This is a genomic window from Antarcticibacterium sp. 1MA-6-2 (assembly GCF_021535135.1).
Taxonomy (GTDB): domain Bacteria; phylum Bacteroidota; class Bacteroidia; order Flavobacteriales; family Flavobacteriaceae; genus Gillisia.
The window spans coordinates 2,852,884-2,873,117 of sequence record NZ_CP091036.1; the positions used below are offsets into that span (position 1 = coordinate 2,852,884).

The 20,234-nt window shown below is 40.4% G+C and carries 21 protein-coding genes and 2 pseudogenes; 13 read left to right on the forward strand and 10 right to left on the reverse strand.

The features are described from left to right. Nucleotides 1-93: 93 nt before the first annotated feature. From LZ575_RS14595 to LZ575_RS14605, 3 genes are read right to left on the reverse strand one after another with little or no spacing between them, the layout of a single operon-like run. On the reverse strand, nt 94-768 hold the full coding sequence (locus LZ575_RS14595; protein ID WP_235325183.1) for a serine hydrolase: 675 nt from the start codon (nt 766-768) through the stop codon (nt 94-96). Beyond that, nucleotides 761-1,633: a serine hydrolase gene (locus LZ575_RS14600; protein WP_235325184.1), complete on the reverse strand. Its 873-nt coding sequence runs from the start codon at nt 1,631-1,633 to the stop codon at nt 761-763. The genes LZ575_RS14595 and LZ575_RS14600 overlap by 8 nt, the downstream gene beginning before the upstream one ends. Next, nucleotides 1,515-3,092: a glycoside hydrolase family 3 protein gene (locus tag LZ575_RS14605; protein ID WP_235325185.1), complete on the reverse strand. Its 1,578-nt coding sequence runs from the start codon at nt 3,090-3,092 to the stop codon at nt 1,515-1,517. Before LZ575_RS14605 ends, LZ575_RS14600 begins: the two co-directional genes overlap by 119 nt. Nucleotides 3,093-3,224: 132 nt before the next feature. On the opposite strand from LZ575_RS14605, the gene LZ575_RS14610 reads away from it, so the two are divergent. Continuing rightward, nucleotides 3,225-4,154, forward strand: a complete 930-nt coding sequence (locus LZ575_RS14610) for an N-acetylmuramoyl-L-alanine amidase (protein WP_235325186.1) — start codon at nt 3,225-3,227, stop codon at nt 4,152-4,154. Here LZ575_RS14610 and LZ575_RS14615 read toward each other — a convergent pair whose 3' ends face one another. The 4 genes from LZ575_RS14615 to LZ575_RS14625 all read right to left on the reverse strand — a co-directional run bounded on the left by LZ575_RS14615 (nt 4,155) and on the right by LZ575_RS14625 (nt 8,094). Continuing rightward, nucleotides 4,155-4,982, reverse strand: a complete 828-nt coding sequence (locus LZ575_RS14615; protein WP_311195813.1) for an SH3 domain-containing C40 family peptidase — start codon at nt 4,980-4,982, stop codon at nt 4,155-4,157. It lies immediately after the preceding gene. Then, nucleotides 4,979-5,287, reverse strand: coding sequence for a hypothetical protein (locus LZ575_RS23860; RefSeq protein WP_311195814.1), 309 nt, complete (start codon nt 5,285-5,287; stop codon nt 4,979-4,981). The genes LZ575_RS14615 and LZ575_RS23860 overlap by 4 nt, the downstream gene beginning before the upstream one ends. Before the next feature lie 110 nt (nt 5,288-5,397). Further along, nucleotides 5,398-6,414: a dipeptide epimerase gene (locus tag LZ575_RS14620; RefSeq protein ID WP_235325187.1), complete on the reverse strand. Its 1,017-nt coding sequence runs from the start codon at nt 6,412-6,414 to the stop codon at nt 5,398-5,400. Between the two features lie 36 nt (nt 6,415-6,450). Further along, nucleotides 6,451-8,094: a glycoside hydrolase family 10 protein gene (locus LZ575_RS14625; RefSeq protein WP_235325188.1), complete on the reverse strand. Its 1,644-nt coding sequence runs from the start codon at nt 8,092-8,094 to the stop codon at nt 6,451-6,453. A gap of 205 nt (nt 8,095-8,299) precedes the next feature. On the opposite strand from LZ575_RS14625, the gene LZ575_RS14630 reads away from it, so the two are divergent. The 5 genes and pseudogenes from LZ575_RS14630 (at nt 8,300) to LZ575_RS14645 (ending at nt 10,616) form a co-directional block, all read left to right on the forward strand. After that, entirely contained in the window at nt 8,300-9,046 is a 747-nt protein-coding gene (locus LZ575_RS14630) for a glycerate kinase (RefSeq protein WP_235325189.1), read from the forward strand. Nucleotides 9,047-9,102: 56 nt separating this feature from the next. Further along, a pseudogene (locus LZ575_RS24315) lies at nt 9,103-9,195 on the forward strand (hypothetical protein); the annotation flags it as partial. Further along, complete coding sequence (locus LZ575_RS14635; RefSeq protein WP_235325190.1) at nt 9,155-9,454, forward strand: glycerate kinase; 300 nt, start codon at nt 9,155-9,157, stop codon at nt 9,452-9,454. The pseudogene LZ575_RS24315 and the gene LZ575_RS14635, both read left to right, overlap by 41 nt. Next, on the forward strand, nt 9,451-10,044 hold the full coding sequence (locus LZ575_RS14640; protein WP_235325191.1) for an SLC13 family permease: 594 nt from the start codon (nt 9,451-9,453) through the stop codon (nt 10,042-10,044). The genes LZ575_RS14635 and LZ575_RS14640 overlap by 4 nt, the downstream gene beginning before the upstream one ends. A gap of 11 nt (nt 10,045-10,055) precedes the next feature. Then, nucleotides 10,056-10,616, forward strand: a complete 561-nt coding sequence (locus tag LZ575_RS14645) for a hypothetical protein (RefSeq protein WP_235325192.1) — start codon at nt 10,056-10,058, stop codon at nt 10,614-10,616. An 89-nt stretch (nt 10,617-10,705) separates the two neighbouring features. On the opposite strand, the gene murQ is transcribed toward LZ575_RS14645, so the two are convergent. After that, nucleotides 10,706-11,515, reverse strand: a complete 810-nt coding sequence (gene murQ / locus LZ575_RS14650) for an N-acetylmuramic acid 6-phosphate etherase (RefSeq protein WP_235325193.1) — start codon at nt 11,513-11,515, stop codon at nt 10,706-10,708. Between the two features lie 162 nt (nt 11,516-11,677). Here murQ and LZ575_RS14655 point away from each other — a divergent pair, with 162 nt between their 5' ends. The 7 genes and pseudogenes from LZ575_RS14655 to LZ575_RS14685 all read left to right on the forward strand — a co-directional run bounded on the left by LZ575_RS14655 (nt 11,678) and on the right by LZ575_RS14685 (nt 18,293). Further along, nucleotides 11,678-11,914, forward strand: coding sequence for a MarR family transcriptional regulator (locus LZ575_RS14655; protein WP_235325194.1), 237 nt, complete (start codon nt 11,678-11,680; stop codon nt 11,912-11,914). A 47-nt stretch (nt 11,915-11,961) separates the two neighbouring features. Continuing rightward, the gene (locus LZ575_RS14660) at nt 11,962-12,942 is read left to right on the forward strand and encodes an ROK family protein (protein WP_235325195.1); all 981 of its coding nucleotides are present in this window, start codon (nt 11,962-11,964) and stop codon (nt 12,940-12,942) included. 31 nt (nt 12,943-12,973) lie between these two features. Next, a pseudogene (nagB, locus tag LZ575_RS14665) lies at nt 12,974-14,898 on the forward strand (glucosamine-6-phosphate deaminase). 276 nt (nt 14,899-15,174) lie between these two features. Further along, nucleotides 15,175-15,717 carry a gluconate 2-dehydrogenase subunit 3 family protein gene (locus LZ575_RS14670; protein WP_235325196.1) on the forward strand — a complete coding sequence of 181 codons (543 nt, stop codon included), beginning with the start codon at nt 15,175-15,177 and terminating at the stop codon, nt 15,715-15,717. A gap of 2 nt (nt 15,718-15,719) precedes the next feature. Further along, entirely contained in the window at nt 15,720-17,432 is a 1,713-nt protein-coding gene (locus LZ575_RS14675) for a GMC oxidoreductase (protein ID WP_235325197.1), read from the forward strand. Between the two features lie 32 nt (nt 17,433-17,464). After that, entirely contained in the window at nt 17,465-17,902 is a 438-nt protein-coding gene (locus tag LZ575_RS14680) for a sugar phosphate isomerase/epimerase (RefSeq protein WP_235325198.1), read from the forward strand. A 13-nt stretch (nt 17,903-17,915) separates the two neighbouring features. Beyond that, complete coding sequence (locus tag LZ575_RS14685) at nt 17,916-18,293, forward strand: sugar phosphate isomerase/epimerase (protein ID WP_235325199.1); 378 nt, start codon at nt 17,916-17,918, stop codon at nt 18,291-18,293. Between the two features lie 306 nt (nt 18,294-18,599). On the opposite strand, the gene LZ575_RS22650 is transcribed toward LZ575_RS14685, so the two are convergent. Both LZ575_RS22650 and LZ575_RS14690 read right to left on the reverse strand, forming a co-directional pair. After that, nucleotides 18,600-18,875 carry a family 20 glycosylhydrolase gene (locus LZ575_RS22650; protein WP_255702624.1) on the reverse strand — a complete coding sequence of 92 codons (276 nt, stop codon included), beginning with the start codon at nt 18,873-18,875 and terminating at the stop codon, nt 18,600-18,602. Further along, nucleotides 18,838-20,211, reverse strand: coding sequence for a beta-N-acetylhexosaminidase (locus LZ575_RS14690; RefSeq protein WP_255702625.1), 1,374 nt, complete (start codon nt 20,209-20,211; stop codon nt 18,838-18,840). Before LZ575_RS14690 ends, LZ575_RS22650 begins: the two co-directional genes overlap by 38 nt. Nucleotides 20,212-20,234 lie beyond the last annotated feature (23 nt).

Here is a 20,234-nt window from a genome sequence, read left to right on the forward strand (position 1 = left end):
TATACTATTTCTTTAAAAACATAAAAGTTATTCTGAATAAAGTTGAAAAAAACCTTAAGGAAGTGCATTTTTACCTGAAGAAACCTCTTTCTTTTAATGGTTCTGCTCCATCGAATCGTAAAGCGCCTGCTGGATTTTGGTGCGGGTATTTAGCTGGTATAACCTGGTATTTTCCCTGGTTGGCAACACCCGGTTAGATAGAAAAACATACAAAAGTTTGGTTTCAGGATCCATCCATACCATAGTTCCCGTAAAGCCTGTATGACCATAGCTTAAAGCTGAAGCCCCGGGAGCAGCATTACTGTCAACAGTTCTTTCTCCAAAAGCTAGCTTGTCAAATCCCAGGCCGCGTCGATTCTTATTTTCCGGAAACTGGTAGCGGGTAAATTCTTCCACGGTTGCTTCAGAAATGTATCTTTTGCCAGCATAGCTGCCTTTGTTGAGATACATCTGCATCAATTTTGCAAGATCATTGGCATTAGAAAATAATCCCGCATTGGCTGAAATTCCGTTCATCATAATAGCACCTTCGTCATGAACTACTCCGTGAATAGGACTGTTCCTGAATAAAAAATCATGTTCTGTAGGCGTTATATCACTCAGCATGAACTTCTCAAGCGGGCGGTAAGTAAGGGAATTAGCACCAAGAGGCCCGTAAAATTCCTCATCCAGATATTCAGTATAATTCTCTCCTGAAAGTTTTTCCACGATTTCCGGAAGCAGATAAAAGGTGAGGCCCGAATAAAGATATTTCTTTTGCTCACTCACTAAGTGATTTTTTTATTTCTCTATAGATCTTCTTTTTGTAGTTCCTGTGCAACCACATATCTTCCGCCACTTTTATAGGGTACCTTGCGGAAGAGTCCTTCTTAAAAGTATTCCATTTGTAACTGCCGTTCCTGCGGATGGTGTTCCTCCAGTAAGGGATCCATGCCTGGAATCCTGCCTGATGAGCCAGAATTTCCCGGAAGGATATTCCTGATTTATTGGATCTTCTGAATTTTGGCAGATAAGTATCTATTCCTGCTTCCAGATCAAATTTTCCCTCATCTCTTAACTTCATAAGGGCAGGAAGTGCTGAAGTAACTTTTGTAATGGAGGCCAGATCATAAAGATCTGTGAGTTTGACTTTTATAGTATCGGTATAACTGTGGTGGCCGTAGGCTTTATGAAAAATAACTTTCTGATCCTTCGCCACGAGCACCTGTCCTCCCGGAATTGCCCTTGCGTTTATTGCTTCCTGCATCAACGAATTTATCTTCGTACCGAGTATTTTTGAATCCATTCCTGCTTCTTCAGGAAGGGTATATTTGAATCTTAGTCCGCCTTCAAGTTCCAGTCCAGCTCCTGCTTTAAATTTTTCACCTACAGTTACAGGAAGTTTTCCGTTTGCACCAACCCCACCAAAGATGAGTTGCGCTGCAAGATCTTCAGAATTAAGATTATCCTGATAGGTAAGGATTAGCCCCGGTGCGGCTTCTATTTCATCAATTTGATTGAGCAGATAAGGATTCTTAAAAAAGGCAATTATTGTATTTTCTTTTGCTGAAAGTTCTTTCAGAAGAGATAAAGCTAAGTCCTGCCAGGTTGAGATTATTCCGCGGATATTTGCTCGAATCGTGAACTCCCGCAATCACCATATTGTAAGGCTGAAGCAAAGCTCTTATGCTATCCACCTCTTCTTCTGAAGCTTCAAACGGAAGATTAAAATTCGCAGTACCCGCATATAAACCTACAGATCTCTGGAAAGTGGTTTCTTCTTCCTTTCCGAAAGAAAGGCTTGCAATAGAATGTTTATTTAATTCTTTAACAGGCAGAATATCTCCTTCATTTTTTAAGACTGTTAAAGAGGCTTCAGTAAGCTTTCGGTTCATCAAAGCTACTTCGGGAGAATTGAGTTCTTCGATGATATTATATAAAGGAGTCGGTTTATAGTTATCCAGCCCCACCCACTGTTTCACCGCCAGAATCTTTCTGGCTCTCCTGTCAATTTCGGCCTGGGAAATCAATCCTGCGTTTATGGCTTTTCTTATTTCTTCAATGGCTTTGGGAACATCTTCCGTAAATTCGAGAAGATCATTTCCTGCTAAAAGCGCATCTTTATCGACAATTCCGGGAGTATTTCCTTCGGTCACTCCTTTCATATTCATAGCATCAGTCACCACGAGTCCTTTAAATTTCAGTTTCTTTTTAAGTAGATCTGTAATGGTAGGATAGGAAAGCGTGGAAGGAACGCCAGTAGAATCCAGGGAGGGAATATTGAGATGCGCAACCATGACCCCACTTGCCCCTGCCTTTAGCAACTCCTTAAAAGGATAAAGCTCCAGAGAATCAAGACGGCCAAAAGAATGGTTTATTTGCGGCAGGGAATAATGAGAATCAACATCAGTATCCCCATGCCCGGGAAAATGCTTTGCTGTAGTTAAAACATTTTCTCCCTGGGAGCCTTTTACATAAGCCACCCCTTTTTTTGCTACATTATATTTATCTTCTCCAAAAGAACGATAATTAATCACAGGATTCCCTGCATTGTTATTGACGTCAACCATAAGCGCAAAATTCATATGCAGTCCAACCCTTTTTACATCCCGGGCGATTTGTGCTCCCATATTGTAGATCAGGCTATCATCTTTAACAGCTCCCAGCGCCATTTGGAATGGAAAACTAACGGTACTGTCCAGTCGCATTCCCACTCCCCATTCTGCATCTATTGCTCCCAGAAGAGGAACTTTGGAAGCGGCCTGATATTCATTCATCAATTTCACCTGCCTTACCGGGTCTCCCTGGAAAAAAAGTACTCCCCCAACTTTTTGTTCTTTAATAAGTTTCAGGGTTTCCTCCTTATGCTTTTCGTCCCGGTTAGAGTATGCAGCAATCATAATAAGTTGTGCAACACGTTCATCGGGAGATAAGGTAGACATAATGGAATCTACCCATTTGCTGTTTTCATATTTAAGAAATTCCGGAGCCACCCCTTCGGCTTCCTGGGCAGAAAGATTGTTGCTGAATAAGCATCCGGCAAAAATCATTAGCATTAAAATACGGGAATTGGAAAAGATAGTTTTGAAGAACCTGAGAAAGTTGATAAGCATATATTTTGACATCTGTTAACCTGCAGGGAATTTAAGTCTTTTTTTCTACTTTTAAGTCGGCAGGAATAGAGCTATTAGAATTTGTTCCTGTTAATTACCTTATAAAAGAAAGGTTCATCAACAAACACACCTATGAGATACTACTTCAGGACATTTGCCTTTGCGTTCATTACTCTTACAATTATTTCCTGCGGAAGCAATCCTTACTCTAAAACCAATAAAATGCACAGGGAGCAGTCTAAAGAACTGACAAAGCAGCTTAATATTTTTCCTCCTGAAAGATCCCCGGAAGAAGCTCTTCTTCCTTACGGAGAAGATTGGGTAGGAACTACCAATTTTAGCTTGCGCAAGCCTAATTTCGTCATCCTGCATCACACGGCCCAGGATTCACTAGAGCAGACGCTATCCACTTTTACACTAACCAGAACCCAGGTGAGTTCCCATTACGTGATTGGCAAAAACGGAAAGATCTATCATATGCTCAACGACTATTACCGGGCCTGGCACGCAGGGGCAGGAAAATGGGGAAATAATACTGATCTTAATTCTACTTCCCTGGGAATAGAACTGGACAACAATGGAGTGGAACCATTCTCTCCGGTTCAAATTGAAAGTTTATTGCAGTTGCTGAAGGTGTTGAAAGAAAAATACAATATTCCCGCAGCTAATTTTATAGGCCATTCAGATATTGCTCCGGCCCGAAAAGTGGATCCCAATATCTTTTTTCCCTGGAAACTTCTAGCTGAAGAAGGCTTCGGACTGTGGTATGACGAGGATATTTTTGAAACCGCAGCAGGAATTGAAGAACAAATGAATTCTATTCCCGTTCCTGCCGAAGACAGTGCAGAGACTGTTGACAGTACTCAAACCTTCATACTAGGGCAGGAAAAAATACTGGACGTAGAACCGGAGGTGGCATTGAGGATCATTGGTTATGATACCAGCAATCTTTCAGCAGCCATTCAGGCATTTAAACTGCATTTTGTACAGGGAGAGATCACCCCGGAACTAACGGAAAGAGATCTCATGATCCTGAATAACCTCTACCGCAAATACCTTTAACTATCCTTTAATTTCTTCAGCCTTTTCTGCGGCAGGTTCGTTGAAGATGTCATTTTTCTTAAGGTAGATAAGCCTGTCGTGAACTTCCCCGGCAACACGCTTGGAACGCAAATATCTGTTGTAGTTATACTCGTCAAAATCCTCTGCCTTTTGATCCATGTTACTAATGTGGACATCTCCCATAGAATGGATAAATTTATTATCTCCAATCCACATTCCAACGTGAATCACCCTTTCTGAAGTTGAATCAGTCGCAGGACGGCCAAAGAACAAAAGGTCTCCCGGAATAAGATTTTCAAAATTACGGGTGGAGTCTACCTGTTCTCCTGTTGCTATTTGTTGAGATGCATCCCTTGGAATAATTAACCCATTGAGAAAAAATACTGTTTTGGTATAACCGCTGCAGTCCACTCCTTTAGAGGAAGTACCTCCCCATAAGTAAGGTAATCCCATTAGATCTTTGGAGGTATCCACTAGACTTTCTCCATTTAGTTCAACATTCTCCAGCCATTCGTCGTAAGGCTTTGCATTCTGCTTTTCTACAAAGGCAACACGACCGTCAGGATATTTGATTTGGTAAAAATTATTCTGCTCTCCCTGAAGCTCAAAAATATTCCCTGCAACAACATCAGAAATTCTTTCAGAATCCCTGTTTGCCTCTTTATATGAAAATCCGAATGGCTCCAGGTAGATCAGTTTTTCAGCAGCTTTCCAATTTTTATATTCTGAATCGGAAAGAAGTTCAACTCCGCCGGAATCCACCCAGGCCAGGTAATCATCGGGGGTTTGAATTAAATACCAATTGTCACTCTTTTTGTATACGTTCACCTAAGCATTCCTAAAGTTGCCTGAGTTACAAGTTCAGATGAATGTCCAGGTTCTCCTCTAAGATTGGCTACAGAAATTTTTACAACTGCCTTTGAGATTTCCCTTACATCTTCAGAAGGTAAAACAAGAATGCTATCAGTAAAAGAAATTTCTTTTTTCTTTAGCCTTGCTCTAAGGCTGTCTACCGCGGCAGGAAGATTTGATTCCCCACGTAAAAAGACCTCTTCTCCTTTTTCTTCAGCTTCCACGTTGAACATCGCTACCCTGCGATCAGGCGCAAATTCATTGGAAACCTCAGCAATCACATCCTGTGCCTGCAGGAAAGATTCATTTTCCTTTTCCTTGTTCTCACAGCTAAGCTATTACCAGCGTGCTAAGAGTTAAAAAAACGAGCTTCTTTATCATAATGTTAGTATTAATTTTTTATCAGTCTTACTCCGGTGCCGTTTTCATTTGGCAGGATAGCTTTTCCTTCTACTAGTTTTACACCTTCGGCTATGTCATTTTTTAAAAGCAGGGCCCCGTCCATATCTACATAATCCAACAACGGCAACAATTGGGCAATAGCCGAAATTCCTACTGTTGATTCCATCATACAGCCTACCATGGTTTTCATTCCTTTTTGTGAGGCTTCTTTGATCATCCGGCGGGCGGGAGTCAAACCGCCACACTTGGTAAGTTTGATGTTGATCCCATGAAAATACCCCTCACATCTTGCTACATCGCTTTCTTTTATACAACTTTCGTCAGCAATTAAAGGTAAGGCTGAATGTTTATAGACTTCCTTGATCCCCTCCCAGTCATCTTTAGGAAGTGGTTGTTCCAGGAATTCCACATTTAAGTCCTTCAGAATTTTTGAGTTCTCTATGGCTTCCTCTACAGTCCATCCTGCGTTTGCATCAACTCTAAAAGGGGCATCTGTATGTTTCCTAAGTTCCCTTACAATGGCAACATCATCATCTGTTCCCAATTTGATCTTGTAGAGTGGCCAGGGGAAGTCCTTCAACTTTTGAACCATTTTCTCTACTGTGTCAATACCGATTGTGTAATTAGTCAAAGGCATTTTTTCAGGATCCAATTTCCATAACCTGTAAAGCGGAAGTCCTTTCTTCTTACCAAACAAATCGTTAGCGGCTATATCAAGCGCGCATTGGGCGAAAGAATTATCTTTTAAATATATGTTTGTAATGTCCCAAAGTTCTTCGGGAGGAAGATTAATGTTTTCTTTGATAAGTGGTTCCAGCTGCTTTAAATCAGAAATCATTTTTTCAACTGTTATTCCATAATAGAAAACAGCTGCCGCTTCGCCATATCCTGAATAGCCCTGATCGTTCAATTCCACGATCAGGCTGGGCTGGAAATCTCTTGAGCCATGGCTAATTGTAAAGGTGTTCCTTAGTTCAAGATCAAAGCTATGATAAGTGATTTCCATCAACTGCTTATTTATATTAATAGTAAATATAACTATTTAAAGGTCTTTGGGTGAAACCTCTATTTCATTGAAACTACTTTGATTCCCTGTTCTGTCTACCGCGGTCACTCCAACATGAGTAAGAGGAGTTTTGCCGTTTGATAAACGGTTAAGTTCTGTATTACGTTCATTTCGATTAAGAATTTTATAATTCCAGACGTCATTGTACTTATAGTAAACCACCCACTTAAAGGCTTCGCCTTCCGGCAGATGCCAGTTTAAGTTAACCTTATTATCAACAATCTCCATATTAACCTTTGGAGCAGCAGGAAGAATTGGGTTTATCCAGGGGCTTTCAGGCACCAAAGCCTGGGTTTTATAGGGTCCATCAACGATTCCTTTTGAGATATTGGGATACTTCAAAAGAGGTCCTATGCTCCAGTGAATAGTTCCCTTACTATCCGGCACCATTCCCCGGGTGAGCATTATCTGGTTTACTGTTTCATCAAGATTTAATGCATCCCCTCCAAAATCAATATTTATCCCGGGCCAAAGATGGCGTCGATGATGATTTTCACTTTCCCACCAGCCAAGAAGCACAGGAAAACTCTGCTTTGTCTGATTTATCTTCCAGTATAACTGCGGGGAATAGTAATCTATCCAGCCTTCGTTTAACCACAATTTTGCATCGGCATATAATTCAGCAAACTGGTCCATTCCGGCTATAGATTTGGGATATCCCGGTCTGTAAATTCCGAAGGGACTAATCCCAAATTTCACTTTGGGTTTTACGGCTTTAATTTCTTTATAGATCCGCTCCACAAACTTGTTTACCCCATCCCTTCTCCAGTCATCTTTAGTAAGTTTTCCACCTTCCTTTAAATAAGCAGCATAACTCGCAGCATCGGGAAAGTCGGCTCCTTTATTATAGGAAGCATATGGATAAAAATAATCATCAAAATGAACTCCGTCGATGTCGTACCGGTTTACTATGTCCATTACAACTGCAGCAGTATGATCCTGGGTTCCCTTTTTAGAAGGGTCCAGCCAGTACATCCCGTTTTTGAGTGCCACTACAAGTTCCGGATGAGTTTTCACAATTGAAGCAGGTGTTATTGGACCATAGGTGGAATGGTGAGCGCGGTAAGGATTCAGCCAAACGTGAAGCTCCAGGCCACGGTCATGAGCCGCCTCGATCCAAAATTGTAACGGATCATAATAAGGCTCCGGTGCTTTCCCCTGAGTTCCGGTAAGGAAAAAAGACCAGGATTCGAGATTGCTTTCATAAAGAGCATCGGCCTGTGGTCTTACCTGGAAAATAGCTGCATTATAATTGTGCTTCTGAAGAAAATCCAGAAGGGCGATAGCTTCTTTTTGTTGTTCCGCGACTGAAAGTCCTGATTTGCTCGGCCAGTTGATATTTGCTACGGTTGCAATCCACGCTGCACGAAATTCTCTCATTACGTGCGGCGACTTTTTTACTATCTGCACCGCAGGAGTTTCTTCTTCTTCAATAGCCTCTTCCAGTATTTCTACCGGAGCAGGCTCCTCTATCACAGAAGGCACAGGTTTCTCGGCCTTTGCAGGAACTTCAACAGGAGCAGGTTTAGGTTTTCGTGGAACAGACTTAGATGAGGAACATCCACTTAATACAAGTGTGATAGCGATGAAAAGGGTGATATATAATCTGGGGTGCAACATGGGGTAAAGTAAAATTTTAATTTTCACAAAGTTATATGGATGAACGATTCAGAAAAGGAAATAGTGAAGAAATAATCAAGATTATTTTATCTGCTTTTAATTCCGGCAGGAGCAGGTGAAATGGGAAATAATTTCTATATTTCTGTAAGAATATGATTACTGCTCAGTTTTTTAATTCTAAAGCCTTTCCGGAAGAATTCCACTTATGAAAAAAATTGTCATAGCCTCTGATTCGTTCAAAGGATCGGTAACCTCAATGGAAGTAGCCGATGCAGCCGAGACAGCGATTAAAAGAATATTTCCCGGGTGTGAAGTGGTAAAAACAGCGGTGGCAGATGGCGGGGAAGGCACTATAGAGGCTTTGGTAGGTTCCTTAAACGGCACAATTATAAACTGCACAATTAAGGGTCCTTTAATGGAGCCAGTAACTGCGCACTACGGAATCCTTGGAGATAACACCACTGCGGTAATAGAAATGGCCTCGGCAAGCGGCTTAACTTTAATTCCGGAAGAACAAAGAAATCCACTCCTTACCTCTACATTCGGAACAGGAGAACTAATTAAAGATGCGCTTGAGCGCGGCTGCCGAAAATTTCTGATTGGTATAGGTGGTAGTGCCACAAATGATGCAGGTACAGGAATGTTGCAGGCACTGGGCTTCAAATTTTTGAATAAAGAAAACAGAGAATTAAAAAACGGCGGTCAGATATTGAAAAATATTTCAGCCATTGACCGTTCCGAAGTTATACCTGAAGTCTTTAATTCCAATTTTACTATTGCTTGTGATGTAGAAAACCCCCTCACAGGACCAAATGGAGCGGCTCACGTGTATGCAAAACAAAAAGGAGCTGATGATGAAATGATCGCCGTTTTGGAAGAGGGAATGAAACATTTTGCACAGGTAATAGCAGAAAGAGAAGGTAAGGATATTGAAAAAGTTCCGGGAGCTTAGGTGCGGCCGGAGGACTTGGAGGAGGATTCCTTGCATTCTTAAATGCGGAACTTAAACCCGGAGTAGAAATGGTGCTTGATATTATCAACTTCAACAAACTCATAAAAAATGCTGACCTGGTTATCACTAAGCGAAGGAAAAATGGATAAGCAAACAGGAATGGGAAAAGCCCCGGGAGGAGTACTAAAAGCTGCCGGAAAACAAGATATTCCCGTTATAGCTATTGGAGGTTATGTTGAAGAGGTTTCAGAATTAAATGCGATGGGATTTCTTGCTGTACTTCCTATACTTCCGTTTCCTGCCACTCTGGAACAGGCGATGCAGAAAGAATTTACCAGCAACAACATAACCCGAACCCTTGAACAACAGCTTAGGGTAATACATTACTTTAACTCCCAAAACATATGAGTGCAATAGGCGCTTTAGTCGGCTTGATTTTATCAATTGTTCTCATCATCAGAAAGGTCTCCCCGGCCTACAGTCTTATTCTCGGTGCTGTTGTTGGTGGATTACTGGGAGGTTTTAGTTTAGCTGAAACAGTTGAATATATGATCTTAGGAGTCAAAGACATTACTCCTGCCATTATAATAATACTCACAGCGGGAATACTTTCAGGAGTATTAATAAAAACAGGAGCTGCAGCCTCAATCTCAAATACGATTATCAGGAAATTGGGGGTTACCCACGTCTATATGGCCTTAGCCCTCGCTACCTTTTTTCTCACCGCCATTGGTGTTTTTATTGACGTAGCTGTTATTACGGTTGCCCCTATAGCACTTAACATTGGCAAAAAATTATCCATACCTAAAGCCATTCTCCTGCTGGTGATGATTGGAGGAGGGAAATGCGGAAATATAATTTCACCCAATCCAAACACCATAATTGCCGCAGAAAATTTTGAAGCTGACTTATTTTCGGTAATGTACGCGAACATACTACCAGCACTTCTCGGTCTATTATTTACTGTTTACGTAGTAGCGAGATTTATGCTTAGGTAAAGGGGGACCTTGTGCAGGAGGAAGATGTTGAAAAGGAGCTGGAAAATCTGCCTTCCTTTTTTACAAGTATGGTAGCACCAATTGTGACAATTCTCCTTCTTGCTATGCGGCCTTTACTGGGTTATGGCATTGATCCTCTAATCGCCCTGCCAGTGGGAGGAATAGCCGGGGTTTTTGCAATGAGAAAAGTGAATACCCTGCGGGAAGGAATGAGTTATGGCCTTGCAAGAATGTCTGTTGTAGCTATTCTTCTGGTGGGAACGGGTACAATTGCCGGAATTATTAAAGCTTCTACAATTAAAGATGTGCTCCTCGATTCGCTTGCAAATACAGGTTTGGGAGAAGTTTTGATCGCACCTCTTTCCGGAATATTAATGGGTGCCGCGACAGCTTCATCTACAGCGGGAGCTACTGTTGCTTCTGCCTCATTTGCCGAAATTATTCTAAATGCCGGCATTAGCGGCATTTGGGGAGCTGCCATGATAAATGCTAGGTGCGACAGTGCTCGATCACCTGCCTCACGGCTCTTTCTTCCACGCTACAGGAGGAGTAACCAATGTAAGTATAAATAACAGGATTAAAGTCATACCCTACGAGACTGCCATAGGTTTCTTCCTTACCTTCTTTTCGGTACTGACTTATCTACTAATTAGAAGTTGAATTAATTATTTAAATTATTCAACACTTTCCTAACATTTCCATGTTCCTTCAGAAGTTTTTCTGCAGTAGTTCTGTCCAGGTTTAGCTCCTCCATAATCATTTTTATGCCGCGGTCAACCAGCTTACTATTTGAGAGTTGCATATCTACCATTTTATTGCCCTTTACTCTCCCAAGCTTAATCATAACTGATGTTGAGATCATATTCAAAACCAGTTTTTGAGCTGTTCCTGCTTTCATTCGCGTACTTCCAGTCACAAATTCCGGTCCTACAACGACTTCTATAGGGTATTCAACCGCCCCGGCTAAAGAAGAATTTTCGTTATTTGTAATGCAAGCCGTAAAAAGGCCGTTTTTACGAGCTTCTTTTACTCCGCCTACTACGTAAGGTGTAGATCCAGAGGCGGCTATGCCCAGCAGGACATCATTTTTATTAATCTCAAATTTCTTAAGATCTTCCCAGGCCTGATTTGGATCATCTTCAGCTTTTTCCACTGCTTTTCTTAATGCGCTATCTCCTCCGGCTATAAGACCTATAATAATATTATCGGGAACACCAAAGGTGGGTGGACATTCAGAGGCATCCAAAACACCCAATCTACCACTCGTACCTGCACCAATATAAAATAATCTGCCATTATGCTCCCTAATTTGAGTAACAATAACATCAACAACCTGTTCGATCATAGGCAGAACTTTTTCTATTGCATCGGCTACTTTCTTATCTTCATTATTAATATTAGTAAGAAGTTCTTTGGTGCTCATCTTCTCAAGATGTGCATATAATGAACCCTGTTCAGTTGTTTTTCCCATAGTTTTTATCCTTTTTCCAAATTTACAATATAGTTCAAATTTGTTTTCACTTACAATAAGCCACGGGACTTTTATAAATTTTTTTGTAAAGTTATGCTTTTGTTATAATTTTTTTTAGTAATTTTAATAAGATTTTATCATCACCTTATAATTCCCAAGCCCGTGGAGGACCAGAATTTTCTAGTACAACAATCTCAACAGACAGGTCTAAGTAATGTTCAACGTAAGAAAACTCTTCAAAAGATTAGTATTCTTCAATACCTCTATTTCCAGGGAGCCAAGACAAATTCTGAACTCTGTGAAGCTTTTAATATTAGCTCCCCAACCTCAATAAGACTTCTAAATCAACTTATAAAGGAGGGCTGGATCCTTAAGGAAGGCCGGGGTAAATCTGCTTAGGTGGAAGAAAACCAGATCTTTATAGATTAGGTCAGGATTGTTTCTTTATGCTGGGAATACAGGTTGAAAGGTTTAATATTAAAATGGCCTTATTTGATAATCACAACAACAAGAAGCTGGAGATTACCGATATTCCATTTAGTATTGATGAAGAAGTAAGTGTAGTAGAGCATCTTTATGAGAAAGCCAACGAATTACTACAAAGTTCAGGAATAGACCAGGATAAGCTTTTGGGAATAGGGATAAGTATGCCCGGTTTAGTATCTTCTGAAGAAGGGAAAAACTTTACATACTTTCTAAAAGAAGAAGAATCAGAATCCCTGGAGCACCTCTTAAGACAAAAATTTAAAAAACCCGTTTATATCTTAAATGATGCAAAAAGTGCCTGTTTAGCCGAATCCAATTTTGGACTGGCTAAACATAAAAAAGATGTACTTGTAATCTCCATGGACTGGGGTATTGGGCTGGGAATAATAATAGACGGAAAAACGTACCAGGGCTCATCAGGTTTTGCAGGAGAATTTGGGCATATTCCGCTTATAGACGACGGTATACTCTGCTACTGCGGAAAACGCGGTTGCCTGGAAACTGTAGCGTCGGGAATGGCTATTGTACGAATTGCTAAAGAAGGAATTAGTGCCGGGGAAAGCTCAATTTTAAGTAATTTATCTAAAAAAGAAATTGAAAGGCTTCAGCCGGAATCTATAATAGACGCTGCAAACAAAGGAGACCAATTCGCTATAAAAGTGCTTTCTGAAGCAGGAATAAATCTGGGTAAAGCTATTGCAATAATTATTCAGCTTTTCAATCCTGAGCTTATCATACTGGAAGGAAAGTTTGCTGATGCAAAACAACTTATTACTACTCCTATTCAGCAATCCATCAATAAATACTGTATGGTCCAGCTTAGAGAGAAAACAGTTATTTCTCTTTCTAATATTGGAAAAGACTCAATACTACTGGGGTCTGTCGCCACAGTAATGGAAAAAGTATTTGAGAACCAAATAAAAATAACACATAACCTTTAACTAAAACCCTCTAACATCTCAATTTTCTACTATGGCCAGATTAAATCTACTTGAAGAAACACGTTTTGAAAAAGTTCCGGTAACCATCTATAAAAATCAACAAGTTGCTTCGCAAAAAGTGGCAGCCAGGATAGCCGCACTCATCAGGACTAAAAATGACCTGGGAGAAAATGCTATTCTGGGATTGGCAACCGGAGCAACTCCCGTAGGAGTTTATTCTGAACTAGTACGTCTTCACAAAGAAGAAGGTTTAAGTTTTAGCAATGTAATTACGTTCAACCTGGATGAATACTATCCCATGTCTCCTACTTCCAGACAGAGTTACGTTACTTTTATGTATGAAAACCTTTTTGATCATGTAGATATCAAAAAAGAAAATATTCACATTCCCGATGGGACTCTTGATAAGGAAGATATAGCTGAATATTGCATTGCCTACGAAAACAGAATAGGTGCGTTGGGAGGATTAGATCTACAAATATTAGGAATTGGTAGAACGGGACACATTGGCTTTAATGAGCCAGGTTCTGCACCAAATTCCGGTACGAGACTGGTTACCCTCGATGATCTAACGAGAAGGGATGCTTCCAGGGACTTTGGAGGAAAAGGAAATGTACCTACCAAGGCCATTACGATGGGAATTGGTACCATTTTTAAAGCCAAGGAAATTATTCTCATGGCCTGGAACACCAAGAAAGCCTCGATTATAAAAAAGGCGGTGGAAGGAGAGATTTCAGGAGAAGTTCCTGCCACTTACCTGCAATTATCAGAAAATACAGAATTTGTTCTGGATGAAGATGCGGCTTCAGAATTAACACGTTTTAATACTCCATGGCTCGTAAAAGATTGCGTTTGGGATGATTATCTCATTAAAAAAGCAGTAATCTGGCTTTCTAATGAAATTAACAAGCCAATTCTAAAATTGACAGACGATGATTACAACAATCATGGAATGGCCCAGCTGGCTACCGAGAAAGGACTTACTTATAATATAAATATTCACGTCTTTAATAAACTCCAGCACAGTATTACAGCTGGCCGGGAGGAAAACCAAACGCTGATGACAGCCAGCGTCCAGAGAGAGCCAATCCTGCGAGAAAACGATCTCTTATTTTCTCTCCCCATCCTGATGATGATGTAATTTCTATGGGAGGAACATTCATAAGACTTGTTGACCAGGGGCACGAGGTGCACGTAGCTTATCAAACCTCCGGAAACACCGCCGTTTGGGACACAGATGTATTGCGGTACATGGAATTTGCTATTGATTTTAATAACAGCATTGGTGATGATGTAGATAAACTGGAAAGGATTTATGAAAAGATGCGCGAATTTATTAACCGCAAAGAACCCAATGAGATTGATCTTCCGGAAATAAGGAATGTAAAAGGCTTTATAAGAAAATCTGAAGCTATAGCAGGAGCACGATACGCGGGTCTTAGTGATGAAAACATCCATTTTATGGCCCTTCCCTTCTACGAGACGGGAAAGACCGTTAAAAACCCTATAACCGATAAAGATGTAGAACTTACAAAGGAGCTGCTCCAACAGATCAAACCACACCAGGTTTTTGCCGCTGGAGATTTTGCTGATCCCCATGGGACGCATTTAGTATGTTTTAATATTATTATCGAAGCAATGAACCAACTGCGCAAAACTGAAGACTGGGCAAAAGAAACCTGGCTATGGATGTATCGCGGTGCCTGGCACGAATTTGAGACACACGAGATCGAAATGGCCGTACCACTTTCTCCAAAAGAAGTGGCGAAAAAAAGAAACGCAATATTTGAGCATCAGTCACAAAAAGACCGACCTGTTTTTCCCGGAGACGATGAAAGAGAGTTTTGGCAACGTGCTGAAGAAAGAAATCGTGAAACTGCCATTAATTATCACAACTTAGGACTGGCGAATTATGAAGCGATGGAAGCGTTTGTGAGATGGAAATTTGAAGATTAGGTCCAAAAAGACTTCTTCACTCTCTTCTTAATTAGATCAGGCTATGCATTAATTCTGATTCATATTGTCCTGAAGATCGTCGTGCTGATTTTATTTTACAGTTTTATTTCCACAACTTCTTTTGAAGTTTTACTTTGTGTAAGTAAAAACCATTCAGAATTTTATTTATAACCAGAAGGGATTATAGCGGGATAAGCTTTAATCCCTTTGATTGGGAATAAAAAATTCAATCAAAATTTGATTTTTGATTTTTAACAATTCGATTATATACTAAAAATGAACAGACGAAATCTTTTAAAAATACTGGGAATTTCGGCAGTAGGGGTAGCTACTGTTCCTTTATGGTTGGATGCCTGGACTACAGATGATCTTCCTGAAGATTCTTTAGAACTAAACGAAGACAAAAAACTGCTCCTATCAGAAATTGTGGATACCCTCATCCCCCCGGGCGAAATCCCGGGAGCAAAAGATCTTGAGGTCGATAAGTTTGTAAGGGTAATTGTGGCCAATTGTTTGGAAGAAGACATTCAAAGGGAATTCCTGGCTGGATTCGATGAACTGGAATCTGTAGCAAAAGAGATGTATGACAAATCTTTTAAAGAAATTCCAAATAAAGAACGTCTCATTATTCTGGAGAAAATGGCTGCCAATAAAAATGAAGGAAAGGAAATAAATTTTGTAGAATTTGTAAAAGAACTTACCATTACGGGATATATGAATTCACAGTACGTAATGGAAAACCTGAGAGATTACGAGTTTATACCCGGGCGATTTGATGGAAGTTTCCCTGTGGAAAAAACTATTTACAGCACCACATAGACATGGCAAATTTTAATATAGATGCAGCGAAGGAACGAACCTATGACGCAATAGTAATAGGCTCCGGAATTAGTGGAGGTTGGGCTGCAAAAGAATTGACAGAAAAAGGTTTAAAGACCCTGGTTCTTGAAAGGGGAAGGAACGTGGAACACATAAAGGACTATCCAACCACTCATATGCGCCCCTGGGAATTTGAGTTTCATGGAAGAATGCCGCTGGAGGTAATAAGAGAAAATCCCATTGTAAGCAAGTGTTACGCATTTAAAGACGGAGCCGATCATTTTTTTGTTAAGGACAAGGAACACCCTTATGTTCAGGAAAAACCTTTCGACTGGATAAGAGGATACCAGGTGGGCGGAAAATCCCTTTTGTGGGCAAGACAGGTACAACGCTGGAGCGATTTCGATTTTGAAGGACCTGCCCGGGATGGATTTGCTGTAGACTGGCCAATTCGTTACAAAGATCTGGCTCCATGGTACAGTTATGTGGAAAAATTCGCAGGAGTATCGGGAAATGCTGATGGACTGGAAGAACTTCCTGACGGTGAGTTCCTGCGCCCCTACCCTTTAACGAAAGTAGAGAATTATTTTAAAGATCATGTTGCTGAAAATTACAAAGACAGGCACGTGATCATTGCCCGGTGCGCTCATCTTTCTGAGCCAAAAGATATTCACAGAGAACAAGGTCGTGCGACCTGCCAGAATAGAATTATCTGCGAAAGAGGTTGCCCTTATGGTGGCTATTTCAGCAGTAATTCTTCCACTATCCCCTGGGCGATGAAAACCGGGAACTTAAGCCTTCAACCTAACTCTGTAGTGGCGTCTCTTATTTATGATGAACAAAAAGAAAAAGTAACGGGGGTACGGGTCATCGATGCAATAACTAAAGAAACCTCCGAATATTTCGCCAGGATTATTTTTGTAAATGCATCTGCAATTAATACTAATGCTATTCTTTTGAATTCTAAGTCCAGCCGATTTCCAAATGGACTCGGGAATGATAATGGACTCTTAGGCAAATATTTAGCCTTTCATAATTATCGGGCAAATGTTCAGGCGGAATACGACGGTTTTCCCGAATTTACAACCGAGGGAAAAAGACCAACAAGTGGTTATATTCCAAGATTTAGAAATGTTAGAAAGCAAGAAACAGAGTTTCTAAGGGGCTATGCCGCAGGTTTGGTTTCCTATAGGAATACCATTACTAACTCGGGAGGCATGGGATCTACTCTAAAAGAAAATTTACTAACTCTCAAATTAGGACCCTGGAAAGTAGGTAGTCATATGATGGGAGAGACAATTCCAAAGGAATCCAATTACGTAAAACTTCACGATTCGGGAACTGATGTATGGGGTATTCCTCTAATCAATTTTTCTGTAGATTATGATGAAAACGACGAAAAAATGATACAGGATTACTTTGATGAAATGACCCAAATGTTTGAAAGCGCAGGATTTACCAATATACGGACAACAGATAGTCACCAGGCACCTGGCCTTGATATTCATGAAATGGGTGGGGTTCGCATGGGAAAAGATCCCGCTACTTCCCTACTTAATGAATGGAACCAGATGCACCATTCAAAAAATGTTTTCGTAACAGATGGAGCCTGTATGACCTCTACAGGAACACAGAACCCATCCCTCACATATATGGCGTTAACTGCAAGAGCAGTAGATTATGCGGTAAAGGAAATAAACAAAGGGAATTTATAGACAGAAGAAATTATTATTAAACACTTAAGAATATGAAAAATATTTCACTAATGGTGGTTTTTATGATGCTGGTAATGCAGCCAGTTTCAGCACAACAAAATTCAGAGGGTAAAGATCTGGACTGGAAATTAGGAGTTCAGGCATATACTTTCAAAAATTTTACTTTTTCAGAAGCGCTCGATAAAATAAAAAGTATTGATTTAAAATTTGTAGAAGCTTATCCAGGACAAAAAATAGGAGGTGGTATAGAAGGCACTATGCACTATGATATGGACGCTCAAACCAGGAATAAGGTAAAACAGTTACTGGACTCAAAAGGAATCAAACTGGCGGCTTATGGAGTGGTTTCCGGGAAAAATGAGGAAGACTGGAAAAAATTATTTGAATTTGCCCGGGAAATGCAAATCAAAATCATCAATTCTGAACCTGCGCCGGAAGACCTGGATATGGTGAATAGATTAGCTAAGTGAATATGGTATTACCGTGGCTCTCCATAATCATCCTGAGCCCAGTACATACTGGAATCCTGATACTGTCCTTGAAGCTGTAAAAGGACGGGAAAATATAAAGGCTTGTGCAGATGTTGGCCACTGGATTCGATCTGGAATGAATCCTGTGGAAAATTTGAAAAAGCTGGAAGGCCATATTGCCAGTCTTCACTTTAAAGATCTAAATGAAAAGACAAAAGAAGCACACGATGTACCCTGGGGGACAGGAATAAGTGATGTGGATTCATTGGTAGAAGAATTAAAACGTCAGGGATTTGAGGGAGTTATTTCTGTTGAATATGAGCACAACTGGGACACCTCTCTTCCTGAAATAGAACAAAGTGTAAACTACTTTAAGAAAATTGTGAATTAAATTCAGCAGGCTATACCGGAGTGTTTTTATAAAAATTCCTTATTAGTCATCTATAAAAATTGGGTTAAAAAAAAGAGGTTGTCTCCAAAAATACTTTGGAACAACCTCTTTCTCTTTTTAGTTTCACAACATCTTCATCTGCCTTACTCAGCCTTCATAAAGAAGGTGCATTCAAATGAAAATCTATTGGTTTTTGCTTATCAATTCTTATGGCTCCAGTCCAAAGCTCTTAGATGCTTAGCCTGCTTCAGGTTTTTTACATTATTCACTTTCGCGAAGTGTATGGAAAAAACCTCTTAGAACAACTTAATTTACCTCACCCGGTTCAAAATCAGAAAAAACAGAACCAGGTTTATTTGACTTTTCAGATTCTATCCACTCAACTTCGGGACTTGGATGAAAATGTATTCCCATATTATTAAGACGTTCGCCCTGTTGAGCCACGCGGAGGGTAAAATCCTCAAAATTGCGTTTTTCATCAGGAGACCATCCAATTTCAGCCACAGCTAATGTTCGTGGCCAAAAGCGATCATCCAGCATCTCATCATTTAAGACGTGCTCTGTCCATACCAATTGCTTCAACTCCTAATACATTAGGATCATCATTCATAAAGCTGTAAGCATTTTCCAAAGAAACACCATCTTCTTTACACCAGTTTAAGGTGCCTTCCTGTCCCGGGAAATTAGCGTGATCAAAATAGAAATTTGTGCAAATAGATACGATCTTCTTAACATCAACAACGCTTTCGGTTTTTCCGGTCCACTCCTGGCTAATCATACTGGAGCTCACAGGAGCTTTTGTGACTTCTTCCCAGCCTATAGCAGTTTTACCGTGATGTTGTACGATAGAATCTGCCTTTACGACGAAAGTTTCATATAAAGGATCTTCAATTTCATCACCACCTATATGTATCCATGGTCCTTTAGTAATCTCGGCCAGTTCACCTATTACATCAGAAACAAAATCATAAGTTTCAGGCTGCGCCAGGCAAAACCTGCTCCAACCCACCTCGTAACCAGAATACAATCCGGGAGGAGTTGCAAGTTTAGGTTCAATATTAGAATTCTCCGGGCAGTTTAGTTCGGGATAAGAAACTAATGCGGCGTAAATATGGCCCGGCATATCCACTTCAGGTACAATAATAATATTGCGGGAAAGGGCATAGTCCTGTAATTCCTTGTATTCTTCCTGTGATAAAAAACCTGATCTTCCACCTGTAACAGATCCTTTAGAACCCACCTCTGTTAATTTTGGCCAGCTCTTTATTTCAATCCTCCAACCCTGATCATCGGAAAGGTGTAAATGGAGCCTGTTCAATTTATACAGAGCCATCCTGTCCACATGCTTTTTAAGGTACTCCAAACCAAAGAAACTGCGGGCTACATCTACCATAGTTCCTCTCCAGGGATATTCAGGATAATCTGTTATGCTTACCTGTCGAAGAAAAATATCCTCTCCTGTATATTGCCCCTGTTCCATTTCAGATGGAAAGAGTTGTCTTAGGGTTTGAACGGCGTAAAAAAGACCAGCTTCAGTAGCACCTTTAATTTCTACAATTTCATTGGTGATATTAAGAGTATAACCTTCCTCTCCCAATTCGTCCTCCAATTGCGAATCTAAAGTCAGATTCCAATTTCCGCAGGCGTCTCCTGAAGTTATTGTCACTTCTTTATTGGCGCTGTCCAGAAGTTCCTGAAGCCAGGCTGCTGCTGTTTCACTACCTGTATTAAAGCAAATAATATTCTCCTGTGGGACACGAAACATATTATCTCCCCACTCCAGCGATTGGGGAGCAGGAATTAGAGACGGAGGGTTACCTTCAGCTGCGATATTCTCAGACTTTTGAATATTCGCACAGGACGAAAAAAACGCTGCAACCAGGATGCTGATAATATAGAATTTAGTTTTTCTTTTCATCTTCATAAAAATTTAAATCATTA

Excerpts from the sequence above, each read along its gene's own strand:
- LZ575_RS14680 (WP_235325198.1), top strand. The coding sequence starts at position 17,465 with ATGAAAAATATTTCACTAATGGTGGTTTTTATGATGCTGGTAATGCAG.
- LZ575_RS14690 (WP_255702625.1), bottom strand. The coding sequence starts at position 20,211 with ATGAAAAGAAAAACTAAATTCTATATTATCAGCATCCTGGTTGCAGCG.
- murQ (WP_235325193.1), bottom strand. The coding sequence starts at position 11,515 with ATGGGAAAAACAACTGAACAGGGTTCATTATATGCACATCTTGAGAAG.
- LZ575_RS14610 (WP_235325186.1), top strand. The coding sequence starts at position 3,225 with ATGAGATACTACTTCAGGACATTTGCCTTTGCGTTCATTACTCTTACA.
- LZ575_RS14620 (WP_235325187.1), bottom strand. The coding sequence starts at position 6,414 with ATGGAAATCACTTATCATAGCTTTGATCTTGAACTAAGGAACACCTTT.
- LZ575_RS14630 (WP_235325189.1), top strand. The coding sequence starts at position 8,300 with ATGAAAAAAATTGTCATAGCCTCTGATTCGTTCAAAGGATCGGTAACC.
- LZ575_RS14660 (WP_235325195.1), top strand. The coding sequence starts at position 11,962 with ATGCTGGGAATACAGGTTGAAAGGTTTAATATTAAAATGGCCTTATTT.
- LZ575_RS14675 (WP_235325197.1), top strand. The coding sequence starts at position 15,720 with ATGGCAAATTTTAATATAGATGCAGCGAAGGAACGAACCTATGACGCA.
- LZ575_RS14635 (WP_235325190.1), top strand. The coding sequence starts at position 9,155 with ATGCTGACCTGGTTATCACTAAGCGAAGGAAAAATGGATAAGCAAACA.
- LZ575_RS14670 (WP_235325196.1), top strand. The coding sequence starts at position 15,175 with ATGAACAGACGAAATCTTTTAAAAATACTGGGAATTTCGGCAGTAGGG.
- LZ575_RS14605 (WP_235325185.1), bottom strand. The coding sequence starts at position 3,092 with ATGCTTATCAACTTTCTCAGGTTCTTCAAAACTATCTTTTCCAATTCC.
- LZ575_RS14625 (WP_235325188.1), bottom strand. The coding sequence starts at position 8,094 with ATGTTGCACCCCAGATTATATATCACCCTTTTCATCGCTATCACACTT.
- LZ575_RS14640 (WP_235325191.1), top strand. The coding sequence starts at position 9,451 with ATGAGTGCAATAGGCGCTTTAGTCGGCTTGATTTTATCAATTGTTCTC.